Raw genomic sequence first — 22,679 nt, 5'->3', positions numbered from 1 at the left:
GCCGGCCGCAAAGGTCAGCCGCGTTTCATCACCAGCGTCAGGATGTCGTAGCTGGCCACCAGTTCGTCGTTCTGGTTGGTCACCTGAACGTCCCATGCGACCACGCCTTGGCCGACGCCCTTGTCGTCGGTGCGGTTGCGGTCCACTTTGCGCTTGCAGGTCAGGCGCGCGCGGATGGTGTCGCCGATGGCCACCGGCGTGATGAAGCGCAGGTTGTCCAGACCATAGTTGGCCAGCACCGGACCGGGCGCCGGCGAGACGAACAGCCCGGCGGCTGCCGACAGCACGAAGTAGCCGTGCGCGATGCGCTTGCCGAACTGCGTGTCCTTGGCGGCGATGTCGTCGAAGTGCATGTAGAAGTAGTCGCCGGAGACGCCGCCGAAGTTGACGATGTCCGCCTCGGTCACGGTGCGGCGGTGCGTCAGCAGCGAGTCGCCCATCTTCAGGTCTTCGAAGTAGCGGCGGAACGGGTGTACTTCGCTCTCCTGGACCTTGGCGCCGCGCACGTACTCGCCGGTGACGGCGGCCAGCATGGTCGGCGAGCCTTGGATGGCGGCGCGCTGCAGGAAGTGGCGCACCGCGCGGATGCCGCCCAGTTCCTCGCCGCCGCCGGCGCGGCCAGGACCGCCGTGCTTGAGCTGCGGCAGCGGCGAGCCGTGGCCGGTGGAGTCCACCGACGCTTCGCGGTCCAGGATCAGCACGCGGCCGTGCGAGGCGGCCGCCATCGGCACGGCGTAGGCGGCGATGGCCGGCTCCTTGGTCACCAGCGTGGATACCAGCGAGCCCTTGCCGCGCGCGGCCAAGGCCAGCGCCTCGTCGATGCCGTTGTAGCTAATGATGGTGCTGACCGGGCCGAAGGCTTCGATGTCGTGCACCGCGTCGTTGCGCATGCCGTCGCGGCACAGCAGCAGCGTCGGCGCGAAGAAGGAGCCGTTGGCGACGCCGTCACCGACCAGCTTGAAGCCGTCGCGTTCACTGAACAGCACCTCGTTGCCGCGCGCGAGCAGCTCGACGCGCTCCGCCACATCGCGCTGCTGGTCCTTGGAGGCCAGTGCGCCCATGCGAACGCCCTCCACCGACGGATCGCCGACGCTGACCTTGGCCAGCCGCTCGCGCAGGCGTGTGCCAACGGCGTCCACCATATTTTCCGGCACGATGATGCGGCGGATGGCGGTGCATTTCTGGCCGGCCTTGCCGGTCATCTCACGCGCCACCTCTTTGACGAACAAGTCGAATTCGGCGTCGTCAGGCGTGACGTCCGGCGCCAGGATGGCGCAGTTGAGCGAGTCCGCCTCGGCGGTGAACGGAACCGAGTTGGCGATCAGGTTGCGGTTGGTGCGCAGCTTGGCGGCGGTGTCGGCCGAGCCGGTGAAGGTGACGACGTCGGCGCCGCCCAGCCGGTCCAGCAGGTCGCCGGTGCCGCCGATGACCAGCTGCAGCGCGCCTTCCGGCAGCAGGCCGGAGTCGTTCATCATACGCACCAGGGCTTCGGTCAGGTAGCTGGTGGCGGAGGCAGGCTTGCCGATGCACGGCATGGCGGCCAGGAAGCTGGGCGCGAACTTCTCCAGCAGGCCCCAGATCGGGAAGTTGAAGGCGTTGATGTGCACCGCCAGGCCGCCGCGCGGCACCAGGATGTGGGTGCCGGAGAAGCCGCCGTTCTTACCCAGCGCCATGGCCGGGCCTTCGTGCAGCACGTTGGACGAAGGCAGCTCGCGGCTGCCCATGCTGGCGTAGGCGAACAGCGTGCCGGTGCCGCCTTCGATGTCGACCCAGCTGTCGGCGCGGGTGGCGCCGGTCAGGTGCGAGATCGCGTACAACTCTTCCTTGCGGCTGGCCAGGTACAGCGCCAGCGCCTTCAGGCGCGCGGCGCGCTGCTGGAAGTCCATCTTCATCAGCGCCGGCACGCCGGTCTTGCGGGCGTAGGTGACGGCTTCGTCGAAGTCGATTTTCTCGGCGTGGGTGTGGTAGATCAGCGAGTTGTTCAAGGCGCTGTGCAGCGGCGCGGAGGCTTCGGCGCCTATCCATCGGCCGCCGATCCAGCTTTGCAGGGTTGATGCCATGTTTGTCTCCGTTGTTTATGCTTGGGCGTTTTTATGAAGATGCAGCGGCAGCGAGCTTTCCCACTCGATGCGCTTGCGGTCCGGTTCCACTTCGGTCAGCGCGTCCACTTCGCGCATGGTGTTCATGGAGCGCACCGCCAGTTCCTGGTACTGGCCGGTGCCCTCGGTCTTCCATTTGATCTCGTCGTCGCGCAGTTCGCGCGCCACCTTGGCCGGCGTGCCGACCACCAGGCTGCGCGGCGGAACCTGCATGCCGGCGCGGACGAAACTCATCGCGGCGACGATGCTGTCGGCACCGATGACGGCGTTGTCCATCACCACGCTGTTCATGCCGACCAGCGCGTTGCGGCCGATGCGGCAGCCATGCAGCACGGCGCCATGGCCGATATGGCCGTCGCGTTCGACCACCGTGTCGCAGCCGGGGAAGCCGTGCATGACGCAGGTGTCCTGCAGGTTGGCGCCCTCCTCCAGGATCAGCCGGCCGAAGTCGCCGCGCAGCGCGGCCAGCGGGCCGACGTAGCAGCGCGGGCCGACGATGACGTCGCCGATCAGCACCGCGCTGGGATGCACGTAAGCGGTCGGGTGGACCACCGGAGTGACGCCGTTGATTTCGTAGACCTTGACCATGACGGCGCCCGCTTACACGCGCTCGATGACGAGGGCAATGCCCTGCCCAACGCCGATGCACATGGTGCACAGCGCGTAGCGGCCGCCGGTGCGTTCGAGCTGGTTCAACGCCGCCAGCACCAGCCGCGCGCCGGATGCGCCCAGCGGGTGGCCGATGGCGATGGCGCCGCCGTTCGGGTTGACGTGGGCCGCATCGTCGGCCAGGCCCAGGTCGCGCGTGACGGCCAGGCCCTGCGCGGCAAAGGCTTCGTTCAATTCGATGACGTCCATCTGTTCGATGGTCAGGCCGACCTGCGCCAACACCTTCTTCGACGCCGGTGATGGGCCGAAGCCCATGATGCGCGGAGCCAGGCCGGCGGTCGCCATGCCAAGCACGCGGGCGCGCTTGCGCAGGCCGTACTGCTCGGCGGCGGCGGCCGACGCCAGCAGGATCGCGCAGGCGCCGTCGTTCACGCCCGAGGCGTTACCGGCGGTGACGCTGCCATCCGGCTTGACCACGCCTTTGAGCTTGGCCAGCATCTCGACCGTGGTGTCCGGGCGCGGATGCTCGTCGGTGTCGACGATCTTTGGATCGCCTTTTTTCTGCACCAGCGTGACCGGCACGATTTCGTCCTTGAACACGCCGGCGGCATGCGCGGCAGCCCAGCGCTGCTGGCTGCGCACCGCGAACGCGTCCTGGTCGGCGCGGCTGATGTCGAATTCCTGGGCGACGTTTTCGGCCGTCTCCGGCATGCTGTCGATGCCGTACTTCGCCTTCATCAATGGGTTGACGAAGCGCCAGCCGATGGTGGTGTCCTCTATCTTGGCCGCGCGCGAGAACGCGCTGTCGGCCTTGCCCATGACGAAAGGCGCGCGGGTCATGCTCTCCACGCCGCCGGCGATCACCAGCTGCGCCTCGCCGGCCTTGATGGAACGCGCGGCGATGCCCACCGCGTCCAGGCTGGAGCCGCACAGGCGGTTGATGGTGTTGGCCGGCACGTCGACCGGCAGCCCGGCCAACAGCGCGGCCATGCGGCCGACGTTGCGGTTGTCTTCGCCGGCGCCGTTGGCGCAGCCGTAGTAGACGTCGTCCACCTTGGACCAGTCCACGCCGGGATTGCGGGCGATCAGCGCGGCGATGGGCAGCGCGGCCAGGTCGTCGGCGCGCACGCCGGCCAGGGCGCCGCCGTAGCGGCCGAACGGGGTGCGGATGGCGTCACAGATAAAAGCGTCGTTCACGGAATCTCCTTAATGTTTCGGGCGCTGGTCGACCACGCGGCGGGCCTTGCCCGTCAATGTGCGTTCGATGCCGTTGGGGGCCAGCAGGCGCACCTTGGTGCTGACGCCGACGTTGGTCTTGATGCGGTGTTCCAGTTCGCGCGCCAGCGCGGGGATCTCGCCGTCGGCCACGCCGGGCCGCAACTCGGCCAGCACGTCGAGTTTGTCGAGGTGGCCGTCGCGCGAGATGACCAGCTGGTATTGCGGCGCCAGCTTAGGCATCTTGAGTATCAGTTCTTCAACCTGCGACGGGAACACGTTCACGCCGCGGATGATCAGCATGTCGTCCGAGCGGCCGGTGATCTTGTCGATGCGGCGCATGGAGCGCGAAGTGGCCGGCAGCAGCCGCGTGAGGTCGCGCGTGCGGTAGCGGATCACGGGCAGCGCTTCCTTGGTCAGCGAGGTGAATACCAGCTCGCCCTCCTCGCCGTCCGGCAGCACCTCGCCGGTTTCGGGGTCGATGATCTCGGGGTAGAAATGGTCCTCCCAGATGACCGGGCCGTCCTTGCTCTCGATGCACTCGCTGGCCACGCCGGGACCCATCACTTCGGACAGGCCGTAGATATCCACCGCGTCGATGCCGGCGCGCTGCTCGATCTCGCCGCGCATGGAGTCGGTCCAAGGCTCGGCGCCGAAGATGCCGACCTTGAGCGAACTGGCGGCGGGGTCCAGGCCCTGGCGCTGGAATTCCTCGACGATGTTCAACATGTACGACGGCGTGACCATGATGATGGACGGTTTGAAGTCCTCGATCAGCTGCACCTGCTTTTCGGTCTGGCCGCCGGACATGGGAACCACCGTGCAGCCGAGGCGTTCGGCGCCGTAGTGCGCGCCAAGGCCGCCGGTGAACAGGCCGTAGCCGTAGGAGATGTGGACCATGTCGCCGCGCCGGCCGCCGGCCGCGCGGATCGAACGCGCCACCACGTTGGCCCAGGTGTCGATGTCGTTCTGCGTGTAGCCGACCACCGTCGGTTTTCCGGTGGTGCCGCTGGAGGCGTGCACGCGCACCACCTGCTCGCGCGGCACGGCGAACATGCCGAACGGGTAGTTGTCGCGCAGTTCCTTCTTGCCGGTAAAGGGAAACTTCGCCAGGTCGGCCAGCGTGCGCAGGTCGTCGGGATGGACGCCGGCGGCGTCGAAAGCGGCGCGGTAGTGCGGGACGTTGTCGTAGGCGTGCTTGAGCGACCATTGCATGCGTTGCAGTTGCAGTGCTTGAAGCTCGTCCTTGCTGGCGCGTTCGATCGGTTCCAGATCGGACGGCGCGGGAATGCGTTGAACCATCGGTGTCTCCTCCTTGTTCTGCTTACTGCGGCACGATATGGCCGCTGACTCTGTGCGACTTACCCCGGAACAGCGCGACGGTGCGGCCGTCCTGGTTGGTGACCTTGACGTCGTAGACGCCGCTCTTGCCGGCCAACGCCTGCTCGCTGGCGTCGGCGGTCAGCACGTCGTGCAGCCGGGCGGGCGCGAGGTAGTCGATGGTGCAGGCGGCGCCCACGGTGGTCAGATTGTGGCTGTTGCAGGCGAAGGCGAAGGCGCTGTCGGCCAGCGTGAAAATGAAACCGCCGTGGCAGCTGCCATGGCCGTTCAACATGTCCGCGCGCACCGGCATCGACATGCGGGCGTGGCCCGGCGAGATGGCGTCGACCTTCATGCCCAGCCCCTGCGAGGCGGGATCGCTGTCGAACATGGCGGCGCCGACGGCTTGCGCCAGCGCTTGTGCTTCGTCGGCGCTGAGCGCGGGGGCGGCGGCCAGCGTTGCGGTCTTAGTCATGGAAGCGTCCTCCCGCTGCGTGTTTGCGGCGCAGCAGCGGCGACACGCGGTAGCGGTCCTCGCCATACCCCGCGGCCAGGTTGGACAGCACGGCCACGATCTGGCCGATACCTACAACGTCCGCCCAGGCCAGCGGGCCGCGCGGATAGTTCACGCCCTTCTGCATGGCGAGATCCGCGCCGGCGGCGCTGCAGACGCCCTGGTTGACGGCGTCCGCCGCCTCGTTGGCCAGCATGGCGACGGTGCGCATGACGGCCATGCCGGGCACGTCGTCCAGCCGTGTGACGGTGAAGCCGGCAGCCTGGAACAGGCCGACCACGGCGTTGTAGGCCTCGGCCGAGCACTGGTCGGCGCGGCTGACGGCGATGCGCTTGGCGCTGGCGTAGTCCAGCGCCAAGTCGAACAGCACCGTGTCCGGATGATGGCTGTCGTGCGCGCGCTGGGTGGCGCTGCGGCCGTCCGTCAAGTAGACGGCGGCGCCGTTGCAGTGGAAGGCCGGCGCGTCGTCGGTGCCGACGACGTGGCTGCGCGCTTCCGGTGTCTTGCGGTGCGAGACGTTGATACCGGAAGCGCGCAGGCGCGCCGCCAGCGCGTCGCTCACGGCGCCGCCGATGGCGTGCGACGGCCCAACCGCAGCACCCGGCTCGATGGTGTAGCTGACGAATTCCGGCTTGGGCTGCGCGGCTTCGGCCTGCGGCTGCGACATGGCGGGGGCGGCGTCGCCGTAGTGGTAGAAGCCACGGCCCGATTTGCGGCCCAGGAAGCCGGCGTTGACCATCTCCTGCTGCAGCACCGACGGCGTGAAGCGCGGGTCGTTGAAGTAGGCGCCGAACACCGATTGCGTGACCGAGAAGTTGACGTCATGCCCGATCAGGTCCATCAGCTCGAAGGGCCCCATGCGGAAGCCGCCGCAATCGCGCATGACGGCGTCGATGGTGGCCGCGTCGGCGGCCTGCTCGTTCAGCAGGCGCCAGCCTTCGGCGTAGAACGGCCGCGCCACGCGGTTGACGATGAAGCCCGGCGTGGACTTGGCGTGCACCGGCTGCTTGCCCCACGCGGCGGCGGTGTCGTACACGGTTTGCGCGACGGCGGAATCGGTGGCCAGGCCGCTGATCACTTCGACCAACGCCATCAAGGGCACCGGATTGAAGAAGTGCATGCCGACCAGCCGCGCCGGCACGCGCAGCTTGGCGGCGATGGCGGTGACCGAAATCGACGAGGTGTTGGTGGCGAGGATGCAGTCGTCGCCGACGATGGCTTCCAGCTCGGCGAACAGGCCGCGCTTGACGTCGAGGTCTTCGACGATGGCTTCGACCACCAGCGCGGAGCCGGCGACGTCGTTCAGCGTGATGGCCGCCTGCACGCGGGCGATGGAGGCGGCGCAATCGACGGCGCTCATGCGCTCCTTGGCCACCAGCTTGTTGAGCGCTGCGGCGATGTCGGACATGGCCTTGGCCACGGCTTCGGGACGCGTGTCGAACAGCTTGACGGTGTAGCCGGCGACGGCCGCCACCTGGGCGATGCCGGCACCCATGGCGCCGCTGCCGATGACGGCGATGGCGCGGTCGGTGTGGAGTGCTGCCATGTTATTTCCCCTTGAATTGCGGGGCGCGCTTTTCCATGAAGGCGGCCACGCCTTCGCGGTAGTCGTCGCTGCGACCCAGTTCGCTCATCATCTCGCACTCCAGCGCCAGCTGCTGTTGCAGCGAATTGTGCGGGCTGCAGTGCAAGGCTTGTTTGGTGAAGGCCAGGCCCTTGGTCGGCGCGGTGGCGAAGTGGCGCGCCATCGCCTGCGTTTCGGCGGCCAGTTCCTCGTCGGGCACGGCCTTCCAGATCAGGCCCCAGGCTTCGGCTTTTTCGGCGCTGAGCTTATCGCCCAGCATGGCCAGGCCCATGGCGCGCGCGCTGCCGATCAGGCGTGGCAGGAAGTAGGTGCCGCCGGTGTCGGGGATCAGGCCCAGTTTGCAGAACACCTCGACGAAGGACGCGGATTTGGCGGCCAGCACGATGTCGCAGGCCAGCGCGATGTTGGCGCCCGCGCCGGCGGCCACGCCGTTGACGGCGCAGATCACCGGCATCGGCAAGGCGCGCAGCGCCAGCACCAGCGGGGCGTAGTTCTTTTCCACCGAGTCGCCCAGGTCGACCGGACGCGCGCCCGGCTCCACCGCGCGGTCCGACAAGTCCTGGCCGGCGCAGAAGCCGCGGCCGGCGCCGGTGAGCACCATCACGCGCACGCTCTTGTCGTGACTGACCTTCTGCATCGCGTGGCGCACTTCCTCGTGCATGGCCTGGGTGAAGCTGTTGAGCTTATCGGGACGGTTCAGCGTCAGCGTGGCGACGCCGTAGGTGATGTCGAAGAGGATGTTCTCGTAGTTCATGGCGTCTCCGGTGGAATGGTTCTTATTCGGCCTGGTCGAAGTCGATGACGACCTTCTCGGTGATGGGGAAGCTCTGGCAGCTCAGCACATAGCCGCGCGCGATCTCGTAGTCTTCCAGCGCGTAGTTCACGTCCATGTCGACTTTACCTTCAATCAGCTTGCAGCGGCAGGTCGAGCACACGCCGCCCTTGCACGAGTAGCGCATGTCGATGCCGGCCTTCAGGCCCGCGTCCAGCAGCGACTCCTTGTCCTGGTCCATGGTGAAGCTGGTGGCGTTGCCGTCCAGGATAACCGTGACTTCGGTTTCGTGGCGGCCGGCTTGCGGATCGATCGCGCGCGGCTTGTGCTGGTGCTTGGGGATGCTGGCGGCGAACAGCTCGATCTTGATCTGCGACTTGGGCATGCCGGCTTCCTGCAGCGCTTCCGAGACGCCGAGCATCATGTCTTCCGGGCCGCAGATGAAGGCGACGTCGATGTCTTCCACCCACACCCAGTGCTTGAGGAACTGCGCGGCCTTCTCCTTGGTGATGCGGCCGTTGAAGAGTTCAATGTCCTGCTGCTCGCGACTCATCACGTAGGCCAGCTTGAGGCGCTCCATGTAGGTGTCCTTCAGGTCGGACAGTTCGTCCTTGAAGATCACCGACGACGAGGCGCGGTTGCCGTAGAAGAGCGTGAATCGGCTGTGCGGCTCGGCCGCCAGCGTGGTCTTGATGATCGACAGGATGGGCGTGATGCCGCTGCCGGCAGCGAAGGCCAGGTAGTGCTTATGGTTGGCGGCGTCCAGCGGCACGTTGAAGTGGCCCATCGGCGGCATCACGTCGAGCGTGGTGCCGGGCTGGATGGTGTCGTTGGCCCAGCTGGAGAACAGGCCGCCCTGCGTGCGCTTGATGGCCACGCGCAGCGCGCCGTCCTGCACGGCGGAGCAGATCGAGTATGAGCGGCGCACGTCTTCGTCGCCGATCTGCGCGCGCAGCGTGAGGTGCTGGCCTTGCTGGAATTTGAAGCTCTCTTGCAGCTCGGGCGGCACGGCGAAGGTGACGGCGATGGTGTCGCGCGTTTCGTGGCGCACTTGCGAGACGGTCAGCGGGTGGAATTTGCTCATGATCTTTTTAGTGGCACTTGAAGTAGTCGAAGGGCTCGCGGCAGTCCAGGCATTTGTACAGCGCCTTGCAGGGCGTGGAGCCGAACTGGCTGGTGATTTCGGTGTGGGTGGAGCCGCAGTTGGGGCAGGCCACCGTCAGGCGCGGTTGCGCGCGGCGCGAGACGGCGGCGCCGGCATGCAGGCCGCTGATGTCGATCACCTGCTGCGCCGGCGGGGCGATGCCGTAGCCTTTCAGCTTGGCCTTGCCCTCCTCGCTCATCCAGTCGGTGGTCCACGCGGGCGAGAGCTGGTTTTGCAGGCGCACGTCTTGCAGGCCTTGGGCGTGCAGCGCGCCGGTGATGGCGTCGGCGATCACCTGCATGGCCGGGCAGCCGGAGTACGTGGGCGTGATGGTGACGGTGCAGGCGCCGTCGGCGGCCAGCTGCACGTCGCGCACGATGCCCAGGTCGACGATGGAGATGACCGGGATCTCGGGATCGGAGACCTCGGCCAGCCAGGCCCATACCTGGGCGGCGGCGGGCGAACGGTCAGCGGCGTTGGTGGCGGCTGTCATGGCGTTCACGCTTACCAGGTGGCGCCGGGATAGGCGCGCTGCAGGAACTGCATCTCGGCCAGGATGTAGCCCAGGTGCTCGCTGTGGCGGCCTTGCTTGCCGCCGCTCTGCATCCAGGCGTCGGCCGGCGGCATGGTCAGCGTGGCTTCGGCGAAGATCTCGGCCACGTGCGCCAGCCATTGCGCGCGCAGGTCGGCGGCGGCCGGGGCCACGCCTTCGGCCACCATCGCCTCGTCGACCGCGTCGTAGGCGAACACCTCGCCGCTGTACATCCACAGGTCGTTGACGGCGGCCTGGGTCTTGGCGTGGCTGACGTCCGTGCCGTCGCCCAGGCGCACGATCAGATCACCGCTGCGGCGCAGGTGATAGGTCACTTCCTTCAGCGATTTCTCGGCGATGGCGGCGATGCGCGCGTCGCTGCTGCGCGTCAGGCCGACGATCAGGAAGTAGTGCCAGGCGTCGAAGAAGAACTGGCGCACCATGGTGTCGGCGTAGTTGCCGTTCGGTTGTTCCAGCAGCAGGCAGTTCTTGAAGTCGTGGGCGTCGCGGTGGTAGGCCAGCTTGTCCTCGTCGCGGCCCGCGCCTTCCAGCTCGCCCGCGTACTCGTACCACAGGCGGGTCTGGCCCAGCAGGTCCAGCGCCACGTTGGTCAGCGCCATGTCCTCTTCCAGCGCCGGGCCCTTGCCGCACAGCTGACACAGTTGCTGGCTCAGGATCAGGGCGTTGTCGCCCAGGCGCAGCAGGTAGTTTACTTTGGTCTGCACGTTGGACTCCGCTTACAGGTTCTTGACTTCTTCCGGCATCGGGAAGAAGGTCGGATGGCGGTACACCTTGCTGTTGGACGGCTCGAACAGCGCGCCCTTGTCGCCAGGGCTGCTGGCGACGATGTCGGCCGCGCGCACCACCCAGATACTCACGCCTTCATTGCGGCGGGTGTAGACGTCGCGCGCGTTGTTGACCGCCATCTCGGCGTCCGGCGCGTGCAGGCTGCCGACGTGTTTGTGCGCCAGCCCGTGCTGGCTGCGGATGAAGACTTCCCACAGTGGCCATTCTTTGCTCATCTTGATCTCCTTATGCTGCTTTGGCGTTGGCGTGTTTGTCGGCGTGCGCGACCAGCGCGTCGCGGAACCAGGCGCCGTCTTCCCAGGCCTTGACGCGGGTGCGCAGGCGCTCGCGGTTGCACGGGCCGTTGCCCTTCAAGACGTTGTGGAATTCGCTCCAGTCGATGGCGCCGAATTCGTAGTGGCCGGTGTCGGCGTTGAATTTCAAATCGGGGTCGGGGATGGTCAGGCCCAGGTACTCTGCCTGCGGGACGGTCTGGTCGACCATGCGCTGGCGCAGCTCGTCGTTGGAGAACAGCTTGATGCGCCACTGCGCCGATTGCGCGCTATTGACCGATTCCGCGTCGGACGGGCCGAACATCATCAGCGACGGCCACCACCAGCGGTTGAGCGCATCCTGCGCCATCGCCTTTTGTTCGGGCGTGCCCTTCGCCAGCGACATCATGATGTCGTAGCCCTGGCGGGCGTGGAAGGATTCCTCCTTGCAGACGCGGATCATGGCGCGCGCGTACGGGCCGTAGGAGCAGCGGCACAGCGGGATCTGGTTGATGATGGCCGAGCCGTCGACCAGCCAACCGATCGCGCCCATGTCGGCCCACGACAGGGTCGGGTAGTTGAAGATGCTGGAGTACTTGGCCTTGCCGCTGTGCAGGGCGGCCAGCAGCTCGTCGCGCGACACGCCCAGCGTCTCGGCGGCGCTGTACAGGTACAGGCCGTGGCCGGCCTCGTCCTGGATCTTGGCCAGCAGGATGGACTTGCGCTTGAGGGTGGGCGCGCGCGTCACCCAGTTGCCCTCGGGCAGTTGGCCGACGATCTCCGAGTGCGCGTGCTGGGAAATCTGCCGGATCAGGGTCTTGCGGTAGGCGTCCGGCATCCAGTCCTTGGCCTCGATCTTGACGCCCTCGTCGATGCGCGCCTGGAAGGCGCGCTCGTCGGCGGCCATGTCGTCCGCCGTGCGGACCGTGCTCAGGCCCGTCTCCACCATTTGTGCATACATCGCTGTCTCCTCATCGCTGATGGGCAATAATACGATACATATTTTTGTTTGACTACGTTTTTTTTGACTCAGATTGCAAATCGGTATCCCATTGGCAAGGGACGTGAAATAAATGCTGCGCCGATGGTCAGGCAAAGTAAACTCTTGTCTGTGTGTATAGAAAGAGAAGTTCGCCCATGAATTGCAACGACTGGATAGCCGGATTTTTGGCCAGCGACCCGCCCCGCTCGAAATCGCTGGTGGTGACCATTTTCGGCGATGCCATCGTGCCGCACGGGGGCATGGTGTGGCTGGGCAGCCTGATCGAGCTCTTGGCGCCGTTCGGCGTCAACGACCGGCTGCTGCGCACGGCGGTGTTCCGGCTGGCGCAGGAGGGTTGGCTGGGCGCGCAGCGCGACGGGCGGCGCAGTTCGTACGCGATCACGCCGCCGGCGATGGCGCGCTTCGTGCACGCCTACCGTCGCATCTACGCGCCGCTCAATGTGCACTGGGACGGCAGCTGGACCCTGGTCCTCAACGGCGACGGCGCGCTCGACGCGGCCGAGCGCAGCGCTGTGCGCAAGGAGCTGCTGTGGGAAGGCTACAGCGTGATCGCGCCCGGCATCATGGGCCATCCGGCGGCCGACGGTCCGGCGCTCGACGAGCTGCTCAAGCGGCTGGGCGTGGCGGGCAAGCTGTACGTGGTGCAGGGCAAGACCATGCGCCAGGTCAGCGGGAGGCCGTTGAGCGAGCTGGTGGCGGCGGGCTGGGATCTGACCGGCGTGGCGCAGGGCTATCAGCACTTCATCGCGCAATTCGAGCCGTTGCTGGCGGTGGTGCGGGCGGCCGCGGCGGACGGCGGATTGACGCCGCAGCACGCCTACGTGATACGCACCTTGCTGATCCACGCCTACCGGCGGGTGCAGCTGCACGATCCGCAGTTGCCGGTCGAGCTGCTGCCGACGCCGTGGCCGGGCGCGCTGGCCTACGAGCTCACACGCGCCATCTACCTGGCCGTGTTCGCGGCGGCCGAGCAGCACATCGACGCCACGCTGCGCCGCGAGGACGCCGGCGCCCCCGCCGCCGAGCCGGCCTTCTTCGACCGCTTCGGCGGGCTGGCCTAAGTCTGGTCAAGTCGACATTCGGACACGAGCTCTGCCGTAGCGGCCGCTACGGCGAGCTCGTGTCCGAATGCAGACTTGACCCCAGAGGTGGCCCCGGAGGCTGTATCATGTCGCCACTGCGCCACAAGCGCAAACAAACTTCTTACATAGAATTTACCGGGATTCAGCCATGTCTATCAAAATCAGCCAGCAATTCGACGCCGGCGCCATCGAGGTCCTGCGTGCCGACGATCCGGCCGCCATCGACCTGAACATCCGCAAGGACTCCCACGCGGACATCACCCAATGGTTTTATTTCCGCGTGCAGGGTGCGCAGTCCACGCCGCTGTCGCTGCGCTTCCTGAACGCCGGCTCCGCCGCCTATCCGGACGGCTGGAAGGACTACCAGGCCGTCGCCAGCTACGACCGCGACAACTGGTTCCGCGTGCCGACCACCTATGACGGCACCGTGATGACCATCAACCATACGCCGGAATACGACAGCGTCTACTACGCCTATTTCGAGCCGTACTCGTGGGAACGCCACCTGTCGCTGCTGGACAATGCGCAACTGTCGCCGCTGGTCAAGCTGGTCGACCTGGGCAGCACCATCGACGGCCGCGACCTGAACATGCTGGTGATCGGCGATCCGGAAGCGGAGCAAAAGGTCTGGGTCATCGCGCGCCAGCATCCGGGCGAGACGATGGCCGAGTGGTTTGTCGAAGGCATGGTCGAGGCGCTGCTGGACCCGGCCAATCCCTTCGGCCGCCAGTGCCTGAAGGAAGCGGTGTTCTACGTGGTGCCGAACATGAACCCGGACGGCTCGGTGCGCGGCAACCTGCGCACCAACGCGGCCGGCGCCAACCTGAACCGCGAGTGGCTGAACCCGACCATGGAACGCAGCCCCGAAGTGTTCCTGGTCAAGAAAAAAATGCTGGAAGTGGGCTGCGACCTGTGCCTGGACATCCACGGCGACGAGGGCCTGCCTTACGTGTTCGTGGCGGGCAGCGAGTCGCTGCCGGACTTCACGCCGGACCAGGCCGAAGCGCAGCAATACTTCATCGACAATTTCCTGATCGCCAGCCCGGACTTCCAGGACGACCACGGCTACGGCGAAACGCCGTACACCGACGAGACGTTGACGATGGGCTCGCCGCACATCACCCACGCCTTCGGCTGCCTGTCGTTGACGCTGGAGATGCCGTTCAAGGACAACGCCAACGATCCGGACCCGGAGACCGGCTGGAACGGCGCCCGCAGCGCCGAACTGGGCAAGTCCATCCTGCAGCCGGTGCTGCAATCGCTGGTGGCGCAGCAGTAAGCCTTCGCTGAGCCCTTCCCTGCGGCGCGACAAGGTCGCCGCCGCAGGGAAAAATACACTGGACCTCATCGGCGCATTGGCGCGCCGCCACTGGAGGTTCAGCATGAATACCCTGACTCAAATACGACGCCGCGCACTGTTGCTGATTGTGCTGACGCTGTGCGCCTGCACCACCCCCTATCAACCGCCGCAACCGCTCGACGCCAACACCAACTTCCCCGGCCTGATCGACCTGGCCGCCCGCGCCGGTGGCAAGTCCGCCGATGTGCTGCTGGTGCACGGCATCTGCACCCACGACGCCAGCTGGGCCGGCGTGGTCGTGTCGCAACTGATGCAGCCGCTCACGGCCGCCACCAGCCCCACGTCCACGCGCGCGGCCGGCACCGGCGGGCCGCAGATCCAGATCGTCTCGTCCAACGTGGCCACGTCGGCCGGCAAGCTGCGCTTCGACGCGCTGATCTGGTCGCCGTTGACCACGCCGCTCAAGCGCCAGCTGTGCTACGACCAGACCGGCAAGTCCTCCGTCTGCGAAGGCGCGCCGCCGTTCACGCCGTCGCGCGCGCGGCTCAACGCCCGCTTCAAGGACGGCCTGATCGACGACTGCCTGCCCGACGCGCTGGTCTACCAGGGCGTGGCGCGCGACGACATCCAGCGCCGCATGCGCGACGCGATCCTGCAAGTGATGGGGACGAGCGAGACCTCGCCCGAGGTGCCGCTGGTGGTGATTTCGCATAGCATGGGCAGCAAGATCCTGTTCGATACCTTGCTGCGCATGTCGGAGGAAGCGCCCGGCTCGCCGGCGGCGCTGGTGGCGCAGCGGGCCGTGGACCGCCTGCGCCTGCTGGTGATGGCGGCCAACCAGATTCCGCTGCTGTCGCTGGCGGACCAGCAGATCGGCGCCGCGCCGCTGGCCCCGGCGTCCGACAGCCTGCAACGGCTGCTGCAAAAGCGGATGAACGCCAGGCGCACGGCGGCCGCCGTGGATCAGCGCCTGACCCTGGTGGCGTTCACCGATCCCAACGACCTGCTGTCGTATACCTTGCCGGCGGACAGATACGCCGGCGAAGGCGTGGTGGTCTACAACATCCTGGCCTCCAACGCGCCGACCTATTTCGGCCTGCTGGAACGCCCGGACTACGCCCACCTGAACTACCTGACCAACGCCGGCGTCGGCCGCCTGATCACCTGCGGCCTGCCGGCTAGCGCGCTGTGCAAGCGCGAGTGACGGTCAACCGCCCGCCACCACCATGTTCTCGATCAGGATGGAGCCGGTCTGCTTGGTGCCGCGCACCAGCACATCGGCGCCCACCGCGACGATCTGCGCCAGCATGTCCTTCATGTTGCCGGCGATGGTGATCTCCTCCACCGGATACTGGATCACGCCGTTCTCCACCCAGTAGCCCGACGCGCCGCGCGAGTAGTCGCCGGTCACGTAGTTGGTGCCCTGGCCCATCAGCTCGGTCACCAGCAGGCCGGTGCCCATCTTGCGCAGCATGGCGGCGAAGTCGTCGCCCTTCTTGGTCAACGACGAGGTCAGCGACAGGTTGTGCGAACCGCCGGCGTTGCCGGTGGTCTTCATGCCCAGCTTGCGCGCCGAATAGGTCGACAGGAAATAGCCCTGCACCACGCCATCCTTGACCACGTCGCGCTTGACGGTGCGCACGCCTTCCTCGTCGAACGGCGCCGAGCCGACGCCGCCGACCACATGCGGGTCTTCCTTGATCTGGATATGCTTGGGCAGCACCTGCTTGCCCAGCGAGTCGAGCAGAAAGCTGGACTTGCGGTACAGCGCACCGCCCGAGGTGGCCTGCACGAAGGCGCCCAGCAGGCCGGCCGCCAGCGGCGCCTCGAACAGCACCGGGCAGGTGCGGGTGTCGATGGTGCGCGCGTTCAGGCGCGCCAGCGCGCGCTCGGCCGCGTAACGGCCGATCGCCTCCGGCGCCGACATCTGCTTGGCGTCGCGCACCGAGGTGTACCAGTCGTCGCGCTGCATCTTCGCGCCCTTGCCGGCGATCATGGCCACCGACAGCGTGTGGCGCGAGTACGGATAGCCGCCGATGAAGCCGCGCGAGTTGGCCGCCACGAAGTGCGACTGCTGCACGTGCACGCCGGCGCCCTCGGAGTTGGTCACGCGCGGGTCGACGTCGAAACCGGCCGCCTCGGCGCGCTGGGCCAGCGCCACCGCGTCGGCGGTACTGATGTCCCACGGATAGAACAGCTTGAGGTCGCGCGGCGCCATTTCCAGCTGGTCGGCGTCGGCCAGGCCGGCGCAATCGTCGTCCGAGGTGAAGCGGGCGATGTTGTAGGCCGCCTCCACCGTCGCCTTCAGCGCGGCGGGGGAAAAGTCCGAGGTGCTGGCGTTGCCGCGGCGCTGGCCGATAAACACCGTCACCCCCATGCCCTTGTCCTTGTTTTGCTCGATGGTCTCGATCTTGCTCTTACGTACCGACACCGACAGGCCGCTGCCCTCGCTGATTTCGACGGCGCAATCGGTGCCGCCCTGCTCCTTGGCAAACGCCAGCACGTCGCGTGCGAGCTGCTTCAACTGGTCCTGGGTGTGGGTGAAATGGGTATCGCTCATGGGCTGTAATCTTCGGGTGGGCGCTAAAACAGGTATCATAGCAGTCGTTTACAGTTTACAGGTGCGGCCACGCGCCTGACAGAAAGTTAATATTATGGTAAATCCCAATCGCGGCAGCGGCGGCGTGGGCTTCAGCTCCACCGAATTCGAGCAAGAGTACGAACGTCCTTCCAAATCCGAACTCAAGCGCCAGTCCGACGCCCTGCAGAAAATGGGTGAGACCCTGGTCGAATCGCCCCGCGACCGCGTCAAGCGCGTGCCCATGCCCGAGGACGTGCGCGACGCCATCCTCGAATGCCAGCAGATCACCAACCACGAAGGCCGGCGCCGCGCGCTGCAATTCGTCGGCAAGAAGATGCGCACGCTGGACGAGACCGAAGTGGCCGTGATCCAGCAGGCCATCGACGCCTGGAAAGGCGCGTCCAAGTCCGAGACCGCGGCCATGCACGCGCTGGAACGCCGCCGCGACAAGCTGCTCACCGACGACAAGGCGCTCACCACGCTGCTGGCGGAAAATCCGGAACTGGACGTGCAGCACCTGCGCACCCTGATCCGCAACGCCCGCAAGGAACAGGCCGAGAACAAGCCGCCGAAGGCCTACCGCGAGATCTTCCAGATCCTCAAGCAGATCGAGGCGGCCAAGGGCAAGGCCAAGCCGGCCGACGCCGGCGATGACGACGAAGACAGCGAGTCCGATGACGAGTAACACCGACACCCTGGTCATCGGCCTGGTGTCGGTGTCCGACCGCGCCAGCGGCGGCGTCTACCAGGACCTCGGCCTGCCCGCGCTGCAAGACTGGCTGGCGCGCGCGCTGACCACTCCCTACCGTGTTGAAACCCGCCTGATCGCCGACGAGCGCGTACAGATCGAAGCCACGCTGACCGAGCTGGTCGACGTGGCCCGCTGCCACCTGGTGCTGACCACCGGCGGCACCGGCCCGGCGCGGCGCGACGTCACGCCCGAGGCCACACTGGCTATCGGCACCAAGGAAATGCCGGGCTTCGGCGAGCAGATGCGCCAGATCAGCCTGCATTTCGTGCCGACCGCCATCCTGTCGCGCCAGACCGCCGTGATCCGCGAAACCGCCGACCACGCCGCGCTGGTGCTGAACCTGCCGGGCCAGCCCAAGGCCATCGCCGAGACGCTAGGCGGCCTGAAGGACGCGGCCGGCGCCACGCTGGTGGGCGGCATCTTCGCCGCCGTGCCGTACTGCGTCGACCTGATCGGCGGCCCCTACATGGAAACCGACCCGGCCGTGTGCAAGGCCTTCCGGCCCAAATCCGCGCAACGCCCCCAACCCTGAGGACGCCCATGAGCACCCTGCTGCAAACCATCGAAAAAGAAACCGGCGCCAACCCGAGCGTGGCCATCATCTGGATGCACGGCCTGGGCGCCGACGCCAACGACTTCGTGCCCATGCTGCACGAGCTGGACCTGCGCGGCCTGCCGCCGATCCGCTTCGTCTTCCCCAACGCCGACACCATGCCGGTGACTATCAACAACGGCTACGTGATGCGGGCCTGGTACGACATCGTCGCCAGCGACCTGGGCCGCCAGGAAGACGAAGCCGGCCTGCGCGCGTCGCAAGCCAAGGTGGAGGCGCTGATCGAGCGCGAGAAGGCGCGCGGCATCCCGGCCGAACGCATCATCCTGGCCGGCTTCTCGCAGGGCTGCGCGATGACGCTGCAGACCGGCATGCGGCTGCAGGAAAAGCTGGCCGGCATGATGTGCTTGTCGGGCTACGTGCCGATCGCCGCCAAGGCCGCCGCCGAACACACGGCGGCCAGCCTGGCCACGCCGATCTTCATGGTGCACGGCCGCATGGACCCGGTGATCCCGGTGGCCCGCGCCGAACAGTCGCGCGACCTGCTCAAGCAGCTCGGCTACAACGTCGAATGGCACGACTACGCGATGCAGCACTCGCTGTGCCAGGAAGAAGTGGACCACATCAGCGCCTGGCTGAAAAAGGTTTTGGCCTAAGCCAGCGCCGCCGCCACCAGCGGCTCCAGTTCCGGCTGCGCGCGGTCGGAATTGGCCAGCTGGATCACCGACATGCGCAGCTGCGGCAGGCGCACGATCAGCGTATTGAAGCCCCACAGGCAACCGCCATGGAACACCACGTCGTGCTCCTGGCGCCGCACCCACTCCAGACCAAAGCGGTAATCCGGCACCGTGCCGTCGGCCAGCGGCGATGGCTGCAGCATCGCGTGCAGCAAGCTATCCGGATCGGCCCACTGCCGGTGCCACGCGCGTTCCCACAGCACCAGCTCCCGCGTGCTGGCGTACATGCCGCCGTCGCCCACCGTATTGGCATTGCCCAGATGCTGGCGGTAGCCGCCCGGCCGCGCCGCATCGGCCTCGTAGCTGCACACACGATGCGGCAGCACGTTCTGGCGGTCGTCGTCGAAGCCCATGCGCGTGATCCCCAGCGGCTGCAGCAGCGTCTCGCGCAGATAGCGCGCGGCCGGCACGCCGCTCAGGCGCTCGACCAGCGCCGCCAGCAGGATGTAATTGCTGTTGCTGTAGCGATGCCCGGCGCCGCCATCGACCGTGTCCATGCGCGCGATGACGCGCAGGATGTCGGCGTTGTTGAAGTAGTCCGCCTCGTGCCTGCCCGGCTGGCAGCGCAAGAACTGGAAGTAGTCCGGGATCCCGCTGCTGTGATTGAGCAGGCTGCGCAAGGCGAACGGCTGCTCGAAGCCGGCCAGCTCCGGGAGCAACGAGCACACGTCATCATCCAGCCCGACCTTCCCGGCGCGCACCAGCGCCAGCACGGCCGCCGCCGTGAACTGTTTGGACTCCGACGCCAGGTAATACGCCGACCGCGCCGACAACGACACCTCCAGCTCCAGCGACGCGAGGCCATGATGCAGCTCGAACGCCACCTCGCCATCGCGCACCACCAGCGCGCTGAAGCCAGGTCCGTCGGCGGGCAGCGCCGCTTGCAGGCGCAAAAAATAATCTCTCAGTTGATTCATCAGGATCGCTTTGCTCGTCAATCCGGCAGCGGCGTGGCGGCGGACGCCGGCACCGCCGTCCGCGCCGCGTTCATCACCATCGCCAGGAAGGTGTAGTAGCCGTTGATGCCCATCAGGTCCACCACCCCGTGCTCGCCGAAAGCCGCCAGCGCCGCCGCGTAGGTCTCGTCGTCGACCCGCTGCCGCTGGTGCAGCTGGATGCAGAAGTCGTGCACCAGCGCCTCGTCGGCCGCCATGCCCTCCGGCCGCCGCCGCGCCGCCACCGCCGCCACCACCTCGTCGGCGATGCCGTACTGGCGCGCGATCGGCTCGTGGATCGCCCACTCCACCTGCTGGCTCCACTGCCGCGCCGTCACCAGGATCGCCAGCTCCGTCAGCCGCGTGCCGATCGCGCTGCGGTAGCGCAGGTACTCGCCCATGCGCTGCGCCGCCGCCATCAGCTCCGGGCTGCGGATCAAGGGCACGAAGGGCCCGTACAAGGCTCCCCTCGGCCCGTCGATCACGGCCTGCGCCGCCACCTGCTGGGCGGCGCTCATGTCGGCAAACGGTATGGGTCCCAAACGATCATCCATGGCAGGCATCCTTAAACAATATTCGCTCATGGTGCGGCATAGATCAACAGAACACAAGCCGATCACGGCTATCGTCTGCTCTTCGTCACCCCGATTGAAAGGACGCCATGAGCCACATCATCCACCGCAACCTGCGCCGCACGCCGCCGCTGGCCGTCAGCGCCTCCGGCCTGACTGTCCGCGACAGCCAGGGCCGCAGCTATCTCGATGCCAGCGGCGGCGCCGCCGTCTCCTCGCTGGGCCACGCCCATCCCGACGTGCTGGCCGCCATGCACGCGCAGATCGACCGCAACGCCTACGCCCACACGGCCTTCTTCACCTGCGACGCCGCCGAGGAACTGGCCACCCGCCTGGCCAACGACGCCCCCGGCGACCTCGATCACGTCTACCTGGTCTCGGGCGGCTCGGAGGCGATGGAGACCGCCCTCAAGCTGGCGCGCCAGTACTGGCTCGAAGCCGGCCAACCCGATCGCAGTGTGTTCATCGGCCGCCGCCAGAGCTACCACGGCAACACGCTGGGCGCGCTGGCCATCGGCGGCAACGAGTGGCGCCGCCGTCCGTTCGAGCCGCTGCTGATGGAGGTGCCGCGCGTCTCGCCCTGCAATGAGTACCGCGGCCGCGCCGACGGCCAGAGCACCGAAGACTACACCGCCGCCCTGCTGGCCGAGCTGGAGACGACCATCCTGGAGCAAGGCCCGCAGCACATCATCGGCTTCGTCGCCGAGACCGTGGTCGGCGCCACCGGCGGCGCGGTGCCGCCCACGCCCGGCTACTTCAAGGGCGTGCGCAAGCTGTGCGACCAGTACGGCATTTTGCTGATCCTCGATGAAGTCATGTGCGGCATGGGCCGCACCGGCACGCTGTACGCGTTCGAACAGGACGGCGTGGTGCCGGACCTGGTGGTGCTGGGCAAAGGCCTGGGCGCCGGCTACCAGCCGATCGGCGCGGTGCTGGCGCGCGAGCACATCGTGCGCCAGCTGCGCGACGGCAGCGGCGCTTTCCTGCACGGCCACACCTACATGGGCCATCCGGTGGCGGCGGCGGCCGCGCTGGCGGTGCAGAAGGTGATACAGAGGGATTGCCTGCTGGGCGCCGTCACGGTGCGCGGCGCGGCCTTCCGCCGCATGCTGCGCGACGCTTTCGGCGGCCATCCGCACGTGGGCGACATCCGCGGGCGCGGCATGCTGCTGGCGCTGGAGCTGGTGCGCGACCGCGATAGCAAGCAGCCCTTCGATCCGGCCTGCCAGCTGCACGCGGCGGTGAAGGAGCAGGCCATGTCGCGCGGCCTGATGGTCTATCCGATGGGCGGCACCATCGATGGCCGGAACGGCGACCATATCCTGCTGGCGCCGCCGTTCATCGCCACCGAGGCCGAACTGGCGGAGATCACCAGCCGCCTGGCCGACGCGCTGACCCGCGCGCTGACCAGCGCGACGTGATTACTTCGGCGCGGTCCAGGCGACGACGTCCTGCTGCTGCTCGCCCAATCCGGCGATGCCCAGCCGCAGGACGTCGCCCTTCTTGAGGAAACGCTGCGGCTTGCGGCCCTGGCCCACGCCCGGCGGCGTGCCGGTGGCGATCACGTCGCCCGGCTCCAGCGTCATGAACTTCGACAGATAGCTGACGATCTGCGCCACCGAGAAGATCATGGTGTCGGTGCAGCCGGTTTGCATGCGCTTGCCGTTCAGCTCCAGGTACAGGTCCAGCTTCTGCACGTCGTAGATGTCCTCCGGCGTCACCAGCCACGGGCCGACCGGGCCGAAGGTGTCGCAGCCCTTGCCCTTGTCCCACTGCGGGCCGCGCTCCAGCTGGAACGAGCGCTCCGACACGTCGTTGACCACGCAATAGCCGGCCACGTATTTGAGCGCGTCCTCCTCGCTGACGTACTGCGCGCGCGTGCCGATCACCACGCCCAGCTCCACTTCCCAGTCGGTCTTCTTCGAGCCTTGCGGCAGCATGATGGGATCGTCCGGGCCGGACAGGCAGGAGATCGCCTTCATGAAGACGATGGGCTCCTTCGGAATCGGCATGCCCGATTCGGCCGCGTGGTCCGAGTAATTGAGGCCGATGCCGATGAATTTGCCGACGCGCGCGACCGGCACGCCGTAGCGCGGATTGCCGCGCACCAGCGGCAGCGAGGCGTGCGGGATCTTTTCCAGCTTGCGCAGCGCCTTGGGCGCCAGCTGCGCCGCGTCGATGTCGGCGATCACGCCGGACAGGTCGCGCAGCTTGCCTTCGTCATCGATCAGGCCTGGTTTCTCTTTGCCGGGACGGCCGTAACGAACGAGTCTCATGGGGTTCCTAGGTTAAAAACGGTGGGTCTATGCCCGCCATT

Annotated in this window: 23 protein-coding genes; 7 read left to right on the top strand and 16 right to left on the bottom strand. The window is 67.2% G+C overall.

Features of this window, described 5'->3' with window-relative positions; all coding sequences use genetic code 11:
• Positions 1–14: 14 nt before the first annotated feature.
• The 12 genes from paaZ to paaA are packed head-to-tail and all read right to left on the bottom strand — an operon-like array spanning position 15 to position 11,809.
• Positions 15–2,060, bottom strand: a complete 2,046-nt coding sequence (gene paaZ, locus HUX88_RS01470; protein WP_117013878.1) for a phenylacetic acid degradation bifunctional protein PaaZ — start codon at positions 2,058–2,060, stop codon at positions 15–17.
• 15 nt (positions 2,061–2,075) lie between these two features.
• The gene (gene paaY / locus HUX88_RS01465) at positions 2,076–2,687 is read right to left on the bottom strand and encodes a phenylacetic acid degradation protein PaaY (protein WP_117013879.1); all 612 of its coding nucleotides are present in this window, start codon (positions 2,685–2,687) and stop codon (positions 2,076–2,078) included.
• Positions 2,688–2,699: 12 nt separating this feature from the next.
• Positions 2,700–3,905: a 3-oxoadipyl-CoA thiolase gene (pcaF, locus tag HUX88_RS01460; RefSeq protein ID WP_176360577.1), complete on the bottom strand. Its 1,206-nt coding sequence runs from the start codon at positions 3,903–3,905 to the stop codon at positions 2,700–2,702.
• 9 nt (positions 3,906–3,914) lie between these two features.
• Entirely contained in the window at positions 3,915–5,225 is a 1,311-nt protein-coding gene (paaK, locus tag HUX88_RS01455; protein ID WP_176360576.1) for a phenylacetate--CoA ligase PaaK, read from the bottom strand.
• Positions 5,226–5,247: 22 nt separating this feature from the next.
• Positions 5,248–5,718, bottom strand: coding sequence for a hydroxyphenylacetyl-CoA thioesterase PaaI (gene paaI / locus HUX88_RS01450; RefSeq protein ID WP_117013882.1), 471 nt, complete (start codon positions 5,716–5,718; stop codon positions 5,248–5,250).
• Positions 5,711–7,303, bottom strand: coding sequence for a 3-hydroxyacyl-CoA dehydrogenase PaaH (gene paaH / locus HUX88_RS01445; protein WP_176360575.1), 1,593 nt, complete (start codon positions 7,301–7,303; stop codon positions 5,711–5,713). The genes paaI and paaH overlap by 8 nt, the downstream gene beginning before the upstream one ends.
• A gap of 1 nt (position 7,304) precedes the next feature.
• Positions 7,305–8,096 (bottom strand): 2-(1,2-epoxy-1,2-dihydrophenyl)acetyl-CoA isomerase PaaG, encoded by a 792-nt coding sequence (paaG, locus tag HUX88_RS01440; RefSeq protein ID WP_176360574.1) that lies wholly within the window; start codon positions 8,094–8,096, stop codon positions 7,305–7,307.
• Between the two features lie 22 nt (positions 8,097–8,118).
• The gene (paaE, locus tag HUX88_RS01435; protein WP_117013885.1) at positions 8,119–9,198 is read right to left on the bottom strand and encodes a 1,2-phenylacetyl-CoA epoxidase subunit PaaE; all 1,080 of its coding nucleotides are present in this window, start codon (positions 9,196–9,198) and stop codon (positions 8,119–8,121) included.
• Between the two features lie 7 nt (positions 9,199–9,205).
• Complete coding sequence (gene paaD, locus HUX88_RS01430) at positions 9,206–9,751, bottom strand: 1,2-phenylacetyl-CoA epoxidase subunit PaaD (protein WP_176360784.1); 546 nt, start codon at positions 9,749–9,751, stop codon at positions 9,206–9,208.
• A gap of 11 nt (positions 9,752–9,762) precedes the next feature.
• On the bottom strand, positions 9,763–10,515 hold the full coding sequence (gene paaC / locus HUX88_RS01425; protein WP_176360573.1) for a 1,2-phenylacetyl-CoA epoxidase subunit PaaC: 753 nt from the start codon (positions 10,513–10,515) through the stop codon (positions 9,763–9,765).
• 12 nt (positions 10,516–10,527) lie between these two features.
• Positions 10,528–10,812: a 1,2-phenylacetyl-CoA epoxidase subunit PaaB gene (gene paaB, locus HUX88_RS01420; protein ID WP_020701068.1), complete on the bottom strand. Its 285-nt coding sequence runs from the start codon at positions 10,810–10,812 to the stop codon at positions 10,528–10,530.
• A gap of 10 nt (positions 10,813–10,822) precedes the next feature.
• Complete coding sequence (gene paaA / locus HUX88_RS01415; protein ID WP_176360572.1) at positions 10,823–11,809, bottom strand: 1,2-phenylacetyl-CoA epoxidase subunit PaaA; 987 nt, start codon at positions 11,807–11,809, stop codon at positions 10,823–10,825.
• A gap of 176 nt (positions 11,810–11,985) precedes the next feature.
• On the opposite strand from paaA, the gene paaX reads away from it, so the two are divergent.
• The 3 genes from paaX (at position 11,986) to HUX88_RS01400 (ending at position 15,437) form a co-directional block, all read left to right on the top strand.
• On the top strand, positions 11,986–12,912 hold the full coding sequence (gene paaX, locus HUX88_RS01410; protein WP_176360571.1) for a phenylacetic acid degradation operon negative regulatory protein PaaX: 927 nt from the start codon (positions 11,986–11,988) through the stop codon (positions 12,910–12,912).
• A gap of 169 nt (positions 12,913–13,081) precedes the next feature.
• On the top strand, positions 13,082–14,212 hold the full coding sequence (locus HUX88_RS01405) for a carboxypeptidase family protein (protein WP_176360570.1): 1,131 nt from the start codon (positions 13,082–13,084) through the stop codon (positions 14,210–14,212).
• Between the two features lie 103 nt (positions 14,213–14,315).
• Positions 14,316–15,437 carry a hypothetical protein gene (locus HUX88_RS01400; RefSeq protein WP_176360569.1) on the top strand — a complete coding sequence of 374 codons (1,122 nt, stop codon included), beginning with the start codon at positions 14,316–14,318 and terminating at the stop codon, positions 15,435–15,437.
• A 3-nt stretch (positions 15,438–15,440) separates the two neighbouring features.
• Here HUX88_RS01400 and pmbA read toward each other — a convergent pair whose 3' ends face one another.
• Complete coding sequence (gene pmbA / locus HUX88_RS01395; RefSeq protein ID WP_176360568.1) at positions 15,441–16,793, bottom strand: metalloprotease PmbA; 1,353 nt, start codon at positions 16,791–16,793, stop codon at positions 15,441–15,443.
• 94 nt (positions 16,794–16,887) lie between these two features.
• Between pmbA and yjgA the strand changes: the two genes are divergently transcribed.
• From yjgA to HUX88_RS01380, 3 genes are read left to right on the top strand one after another with little or no spacing between them, the layout of a single operon-like run.
• Positions 16,888–17,499: a ribosome biogenesis factor YjgA gene (gene yjgA / locus HUX88_RS01390; RefSeq protein ID WP_176360567.1), complete on the top strand. Its 612-nt coding sequence runs from the start codon at positions 16,888–16,890 to the stop codon at positions 17,497–17,499.
• The gene (gene mog / locus HUX88_RS01385) at positions 17,489–18,097 is read left to right on the top strand and encodes a molybdopterin adenylyltransferase (protein ID WP_176360566.1); all 609 of its coding nucleotides are present in this window, start codon (positions 17,489–17,491) and stop codon (positions 18,095–18,097) included. Before yjgA ends, mog begins: the two co-directional genes overlap by 11 nt.
• An 8-nt stretch (positions 18,098–18,105) precedes the next feature.
• Positions 18,106–18,774: an alpha/beta hydrolase gene (locus HUX88_RS01380; protein WP_176360565.1), complete on the top strand. Its 669-nt coding sequence runs from the start codon at positions 18,106–18,108 to the stop codon at positions 18,772–18,774.
• Here the strand turns inward: HUX88_RS01380 and HUX88_RS01375 are convergent.
• Together HUX88_RS01375 and HUX88_RS01370 are read right to left on the bottom strand one after the other, a co-directional pair.
• Complete coding sequence (locus tag HUX88_RS01375; RefSeq protein ID WP_176360564.1) at positions 18,771–19,772, bottom strand: serine hydrolase; 1,002 nt, start codon at positions 19,770–19,772, stop codon at positions 18,771–18,773. The two genes, HUX88_RS01380 and HUX88_RS01375, sit on opposite strands and share 4 nt — an antisense overlap.
• Before the next feature lie 17 nt (positions 19,773–19,789).
• A complete protein-coding gene (locus HUX88_RS01370) occupies positions 19,790–20,344 on the bottom strand; it encodes a carboxymuconolactone decarboxylase family protein (RefSeq protein WP_176360563.1) in 555 nt (184 codons plus the stop codon).
• 107 nt (positions 20,345–20,451) lie between these two features.
• On the opposite strand from HUX88_RS01370, the gene HUX88_RS01365 reads away from it, so the two are divergent.
• Positions 20,452–21,783 carry an aspartate aminotransferase family protein gene (locus tag HUX88_RS01365; RefSeq protein ID WP_176360562.1) on the top strand — a complete coding sequence of 444 codons (1,332 nt, stop codon included), beginning with the start codon at positions 20,452–20,454 and terminating at the stop codon, positions 21,781–21,783.
• Here HUX88_RS01365 and HUX88_RS01360 read toward each other — a convergent pair whose 3' ends face one another.
• Positions 21,784–22,638 carry a fumarylacetoacetate hydrolase family protein gene (locus tag HUX88_RS01360; RefSeq protein WP_176360561.1) on the bottom strand — a complete coding sequence of 285 codons (855 nt, stop codon included), beginning with the start codon at positions 22,636–22,638 and terminating at the stop codon, positions 21,784–21,786.
• Between the last annotated feature and the right edge of the window lie 41 nt (positions 22,639–22,679).

Origin of the sequence: Duganella sp. BJB1802 (assembly GCF_013369445.1) — a bacterium.
Classification (GTDB): domain Bacteria; phylum Pseudomonadota; class Gammaproteobacteria; order Burkholderiales; family Burkholderiaceae_D; genus Rugamonas; species Rugamonas vulcania_A.
The sequence above is the reverse complement of the archived record's forward strand: the minus strand, read 5'-3'. Positions and strand labels throughout refer to the sequence as shown.

Bases quoted from the DNA above. Each gene is read 5' to 3' on its own strand.
- paaZ (WP_117013878.1), bottom strand. From the start codon at position 2,060: ATGGCATCAACCCTGCAAAGCTGGATCGGCGGCCGATGGATAGGCGCC.
- paaY (WP_117013879.1), bottom strand. From the start codon at position 2,687: ATGGTCAAGGTCTACGAAATCAACGGCGTCACTCCGGTGGTCCACCCG.
- paaK (WP_176360576.1), bottom strand. From the start codon at position 5,225: ATGGTTCAACGCATTCCCGCGCCGTCCGATCTGGAACCGATCGAACGC.
- paaI (WP_117013882.1), bottom strand. From the start codon at position 5,718: ATGACTAAGACCGCAACGCTGGCCGCCGCCCCCGCGCTCAGCGCCGAC.
- paaH (WP_176360575.1), bottom strand. From the start codon at position 7,303: ATGGCAGCACTCCACACCGACCGCGCCATCGCCGTCATCGGCAGCGGC.
- paaG (WP_176360574.1), bottom strand. From the start codon at position 8,096: ATGAACTACGAGAACATCCTCTTCGACATCACCTACGGCGTCGCCACG.
- paaE (WP_117013885.1), bottom strand. From the start codon at position 9,198: ATGAGCAAATTCCACCCGCTGACCGTCTCGCAAGTGCGCCACGAAACG.
- paaD (WP_176360784.1), bottom strand. From the start codon at position 9,751: ATGACAGCCGCCACCAACGCCGCTGACCGTTCGCCCGCCGCCGCCCAG.
- paaB (WP_020701068.1), bottom strand. From the start codon at position 10,812: ATGAGCAAAGAATGGCCACTGTGGGAAGTCTTCATCCGCAGCCAGCAC.
- paaA (WP_176360572.1), bottom strand. From the start codon at position 11,809: ATGTATGCACAAATGGTGGAGACGGGCCTGAGCACGGTCCGCACGGCG.
- paaX (WP_176360571.1), top strand. From the start codon at position 11,986: ATGAATTGCAACGACTGGATAGCCGGATTTTTGGCCAGCGACCCGCCC.
- HUX88_RS01405 (WP_176360570.1), top strand. From the start codon at position 13,082: ATGTCTATCAAAATCAGCCAGCAATTCGACGCCGGCGCCATCGAGGTC.
- HUX88_RS01400 (WP_176360569.1), top strand. From the start codon at position 14,316: ATGAATACCCTGACTCAAATACGACGCCGCGCACTGTTGCTGATTGTG.
- pmbA (WP_176360568.1), bottom strand. From the start codon at position 16,793: ATGAGCGATACCCATTTCACCCACACCCAGGACCAGTTGAAGCAGCTC.
- yjgA (WP_176360567.1), top strand. From the start codon at position 16,888: ATGGTAAATCCCAATCGCGGCAGCGGCGGCGTGGGCTTCAGCTCCACC.
- mog (WP_176360566.1), top strand. From the start codon at position 17,489: ATGACGAGTAACACCGACACCCTGGTCATCGGCCTGGTGTCGGTGTCC.
- HUX88_RS01380 (WP_176360565.1), top strand. From the start codon at position 18,106: ATGAGCACCCTGCTGCAAACCATCGAAAAAGAAACCGGCGCCAACCCG.
- HUX88_RS01375 (WP_176360564.1), bottom strand. From the start codon at position 19,772: ATGAATCAACTGAGAGATTATTTTTTGCGCCTGCAAGCGGCGCTGCCC.
- HUX88_RS01370 (WP_176360563.1), bottom strand. From the start codon at position 20,344: ATGGATGATCGTTTGGGACCCATACCGTTTGCCGACATGAGCGCCGCC.
- HUX88_RS01365 (WP_176360562.1), top strand. From the start codon at position 20,452: ATGAGCCACATCATCCACCGCAACCTGCGCCGCACGCCGCCGCTGGCC.
- HUX88_RS01360 (WP_176360561.1), bottom strand. From the start codon at position 22,638: ATGAGACTCGTTCGTTACGGCCGTCCCGGCAAAGAGAAACCAGGCCTG.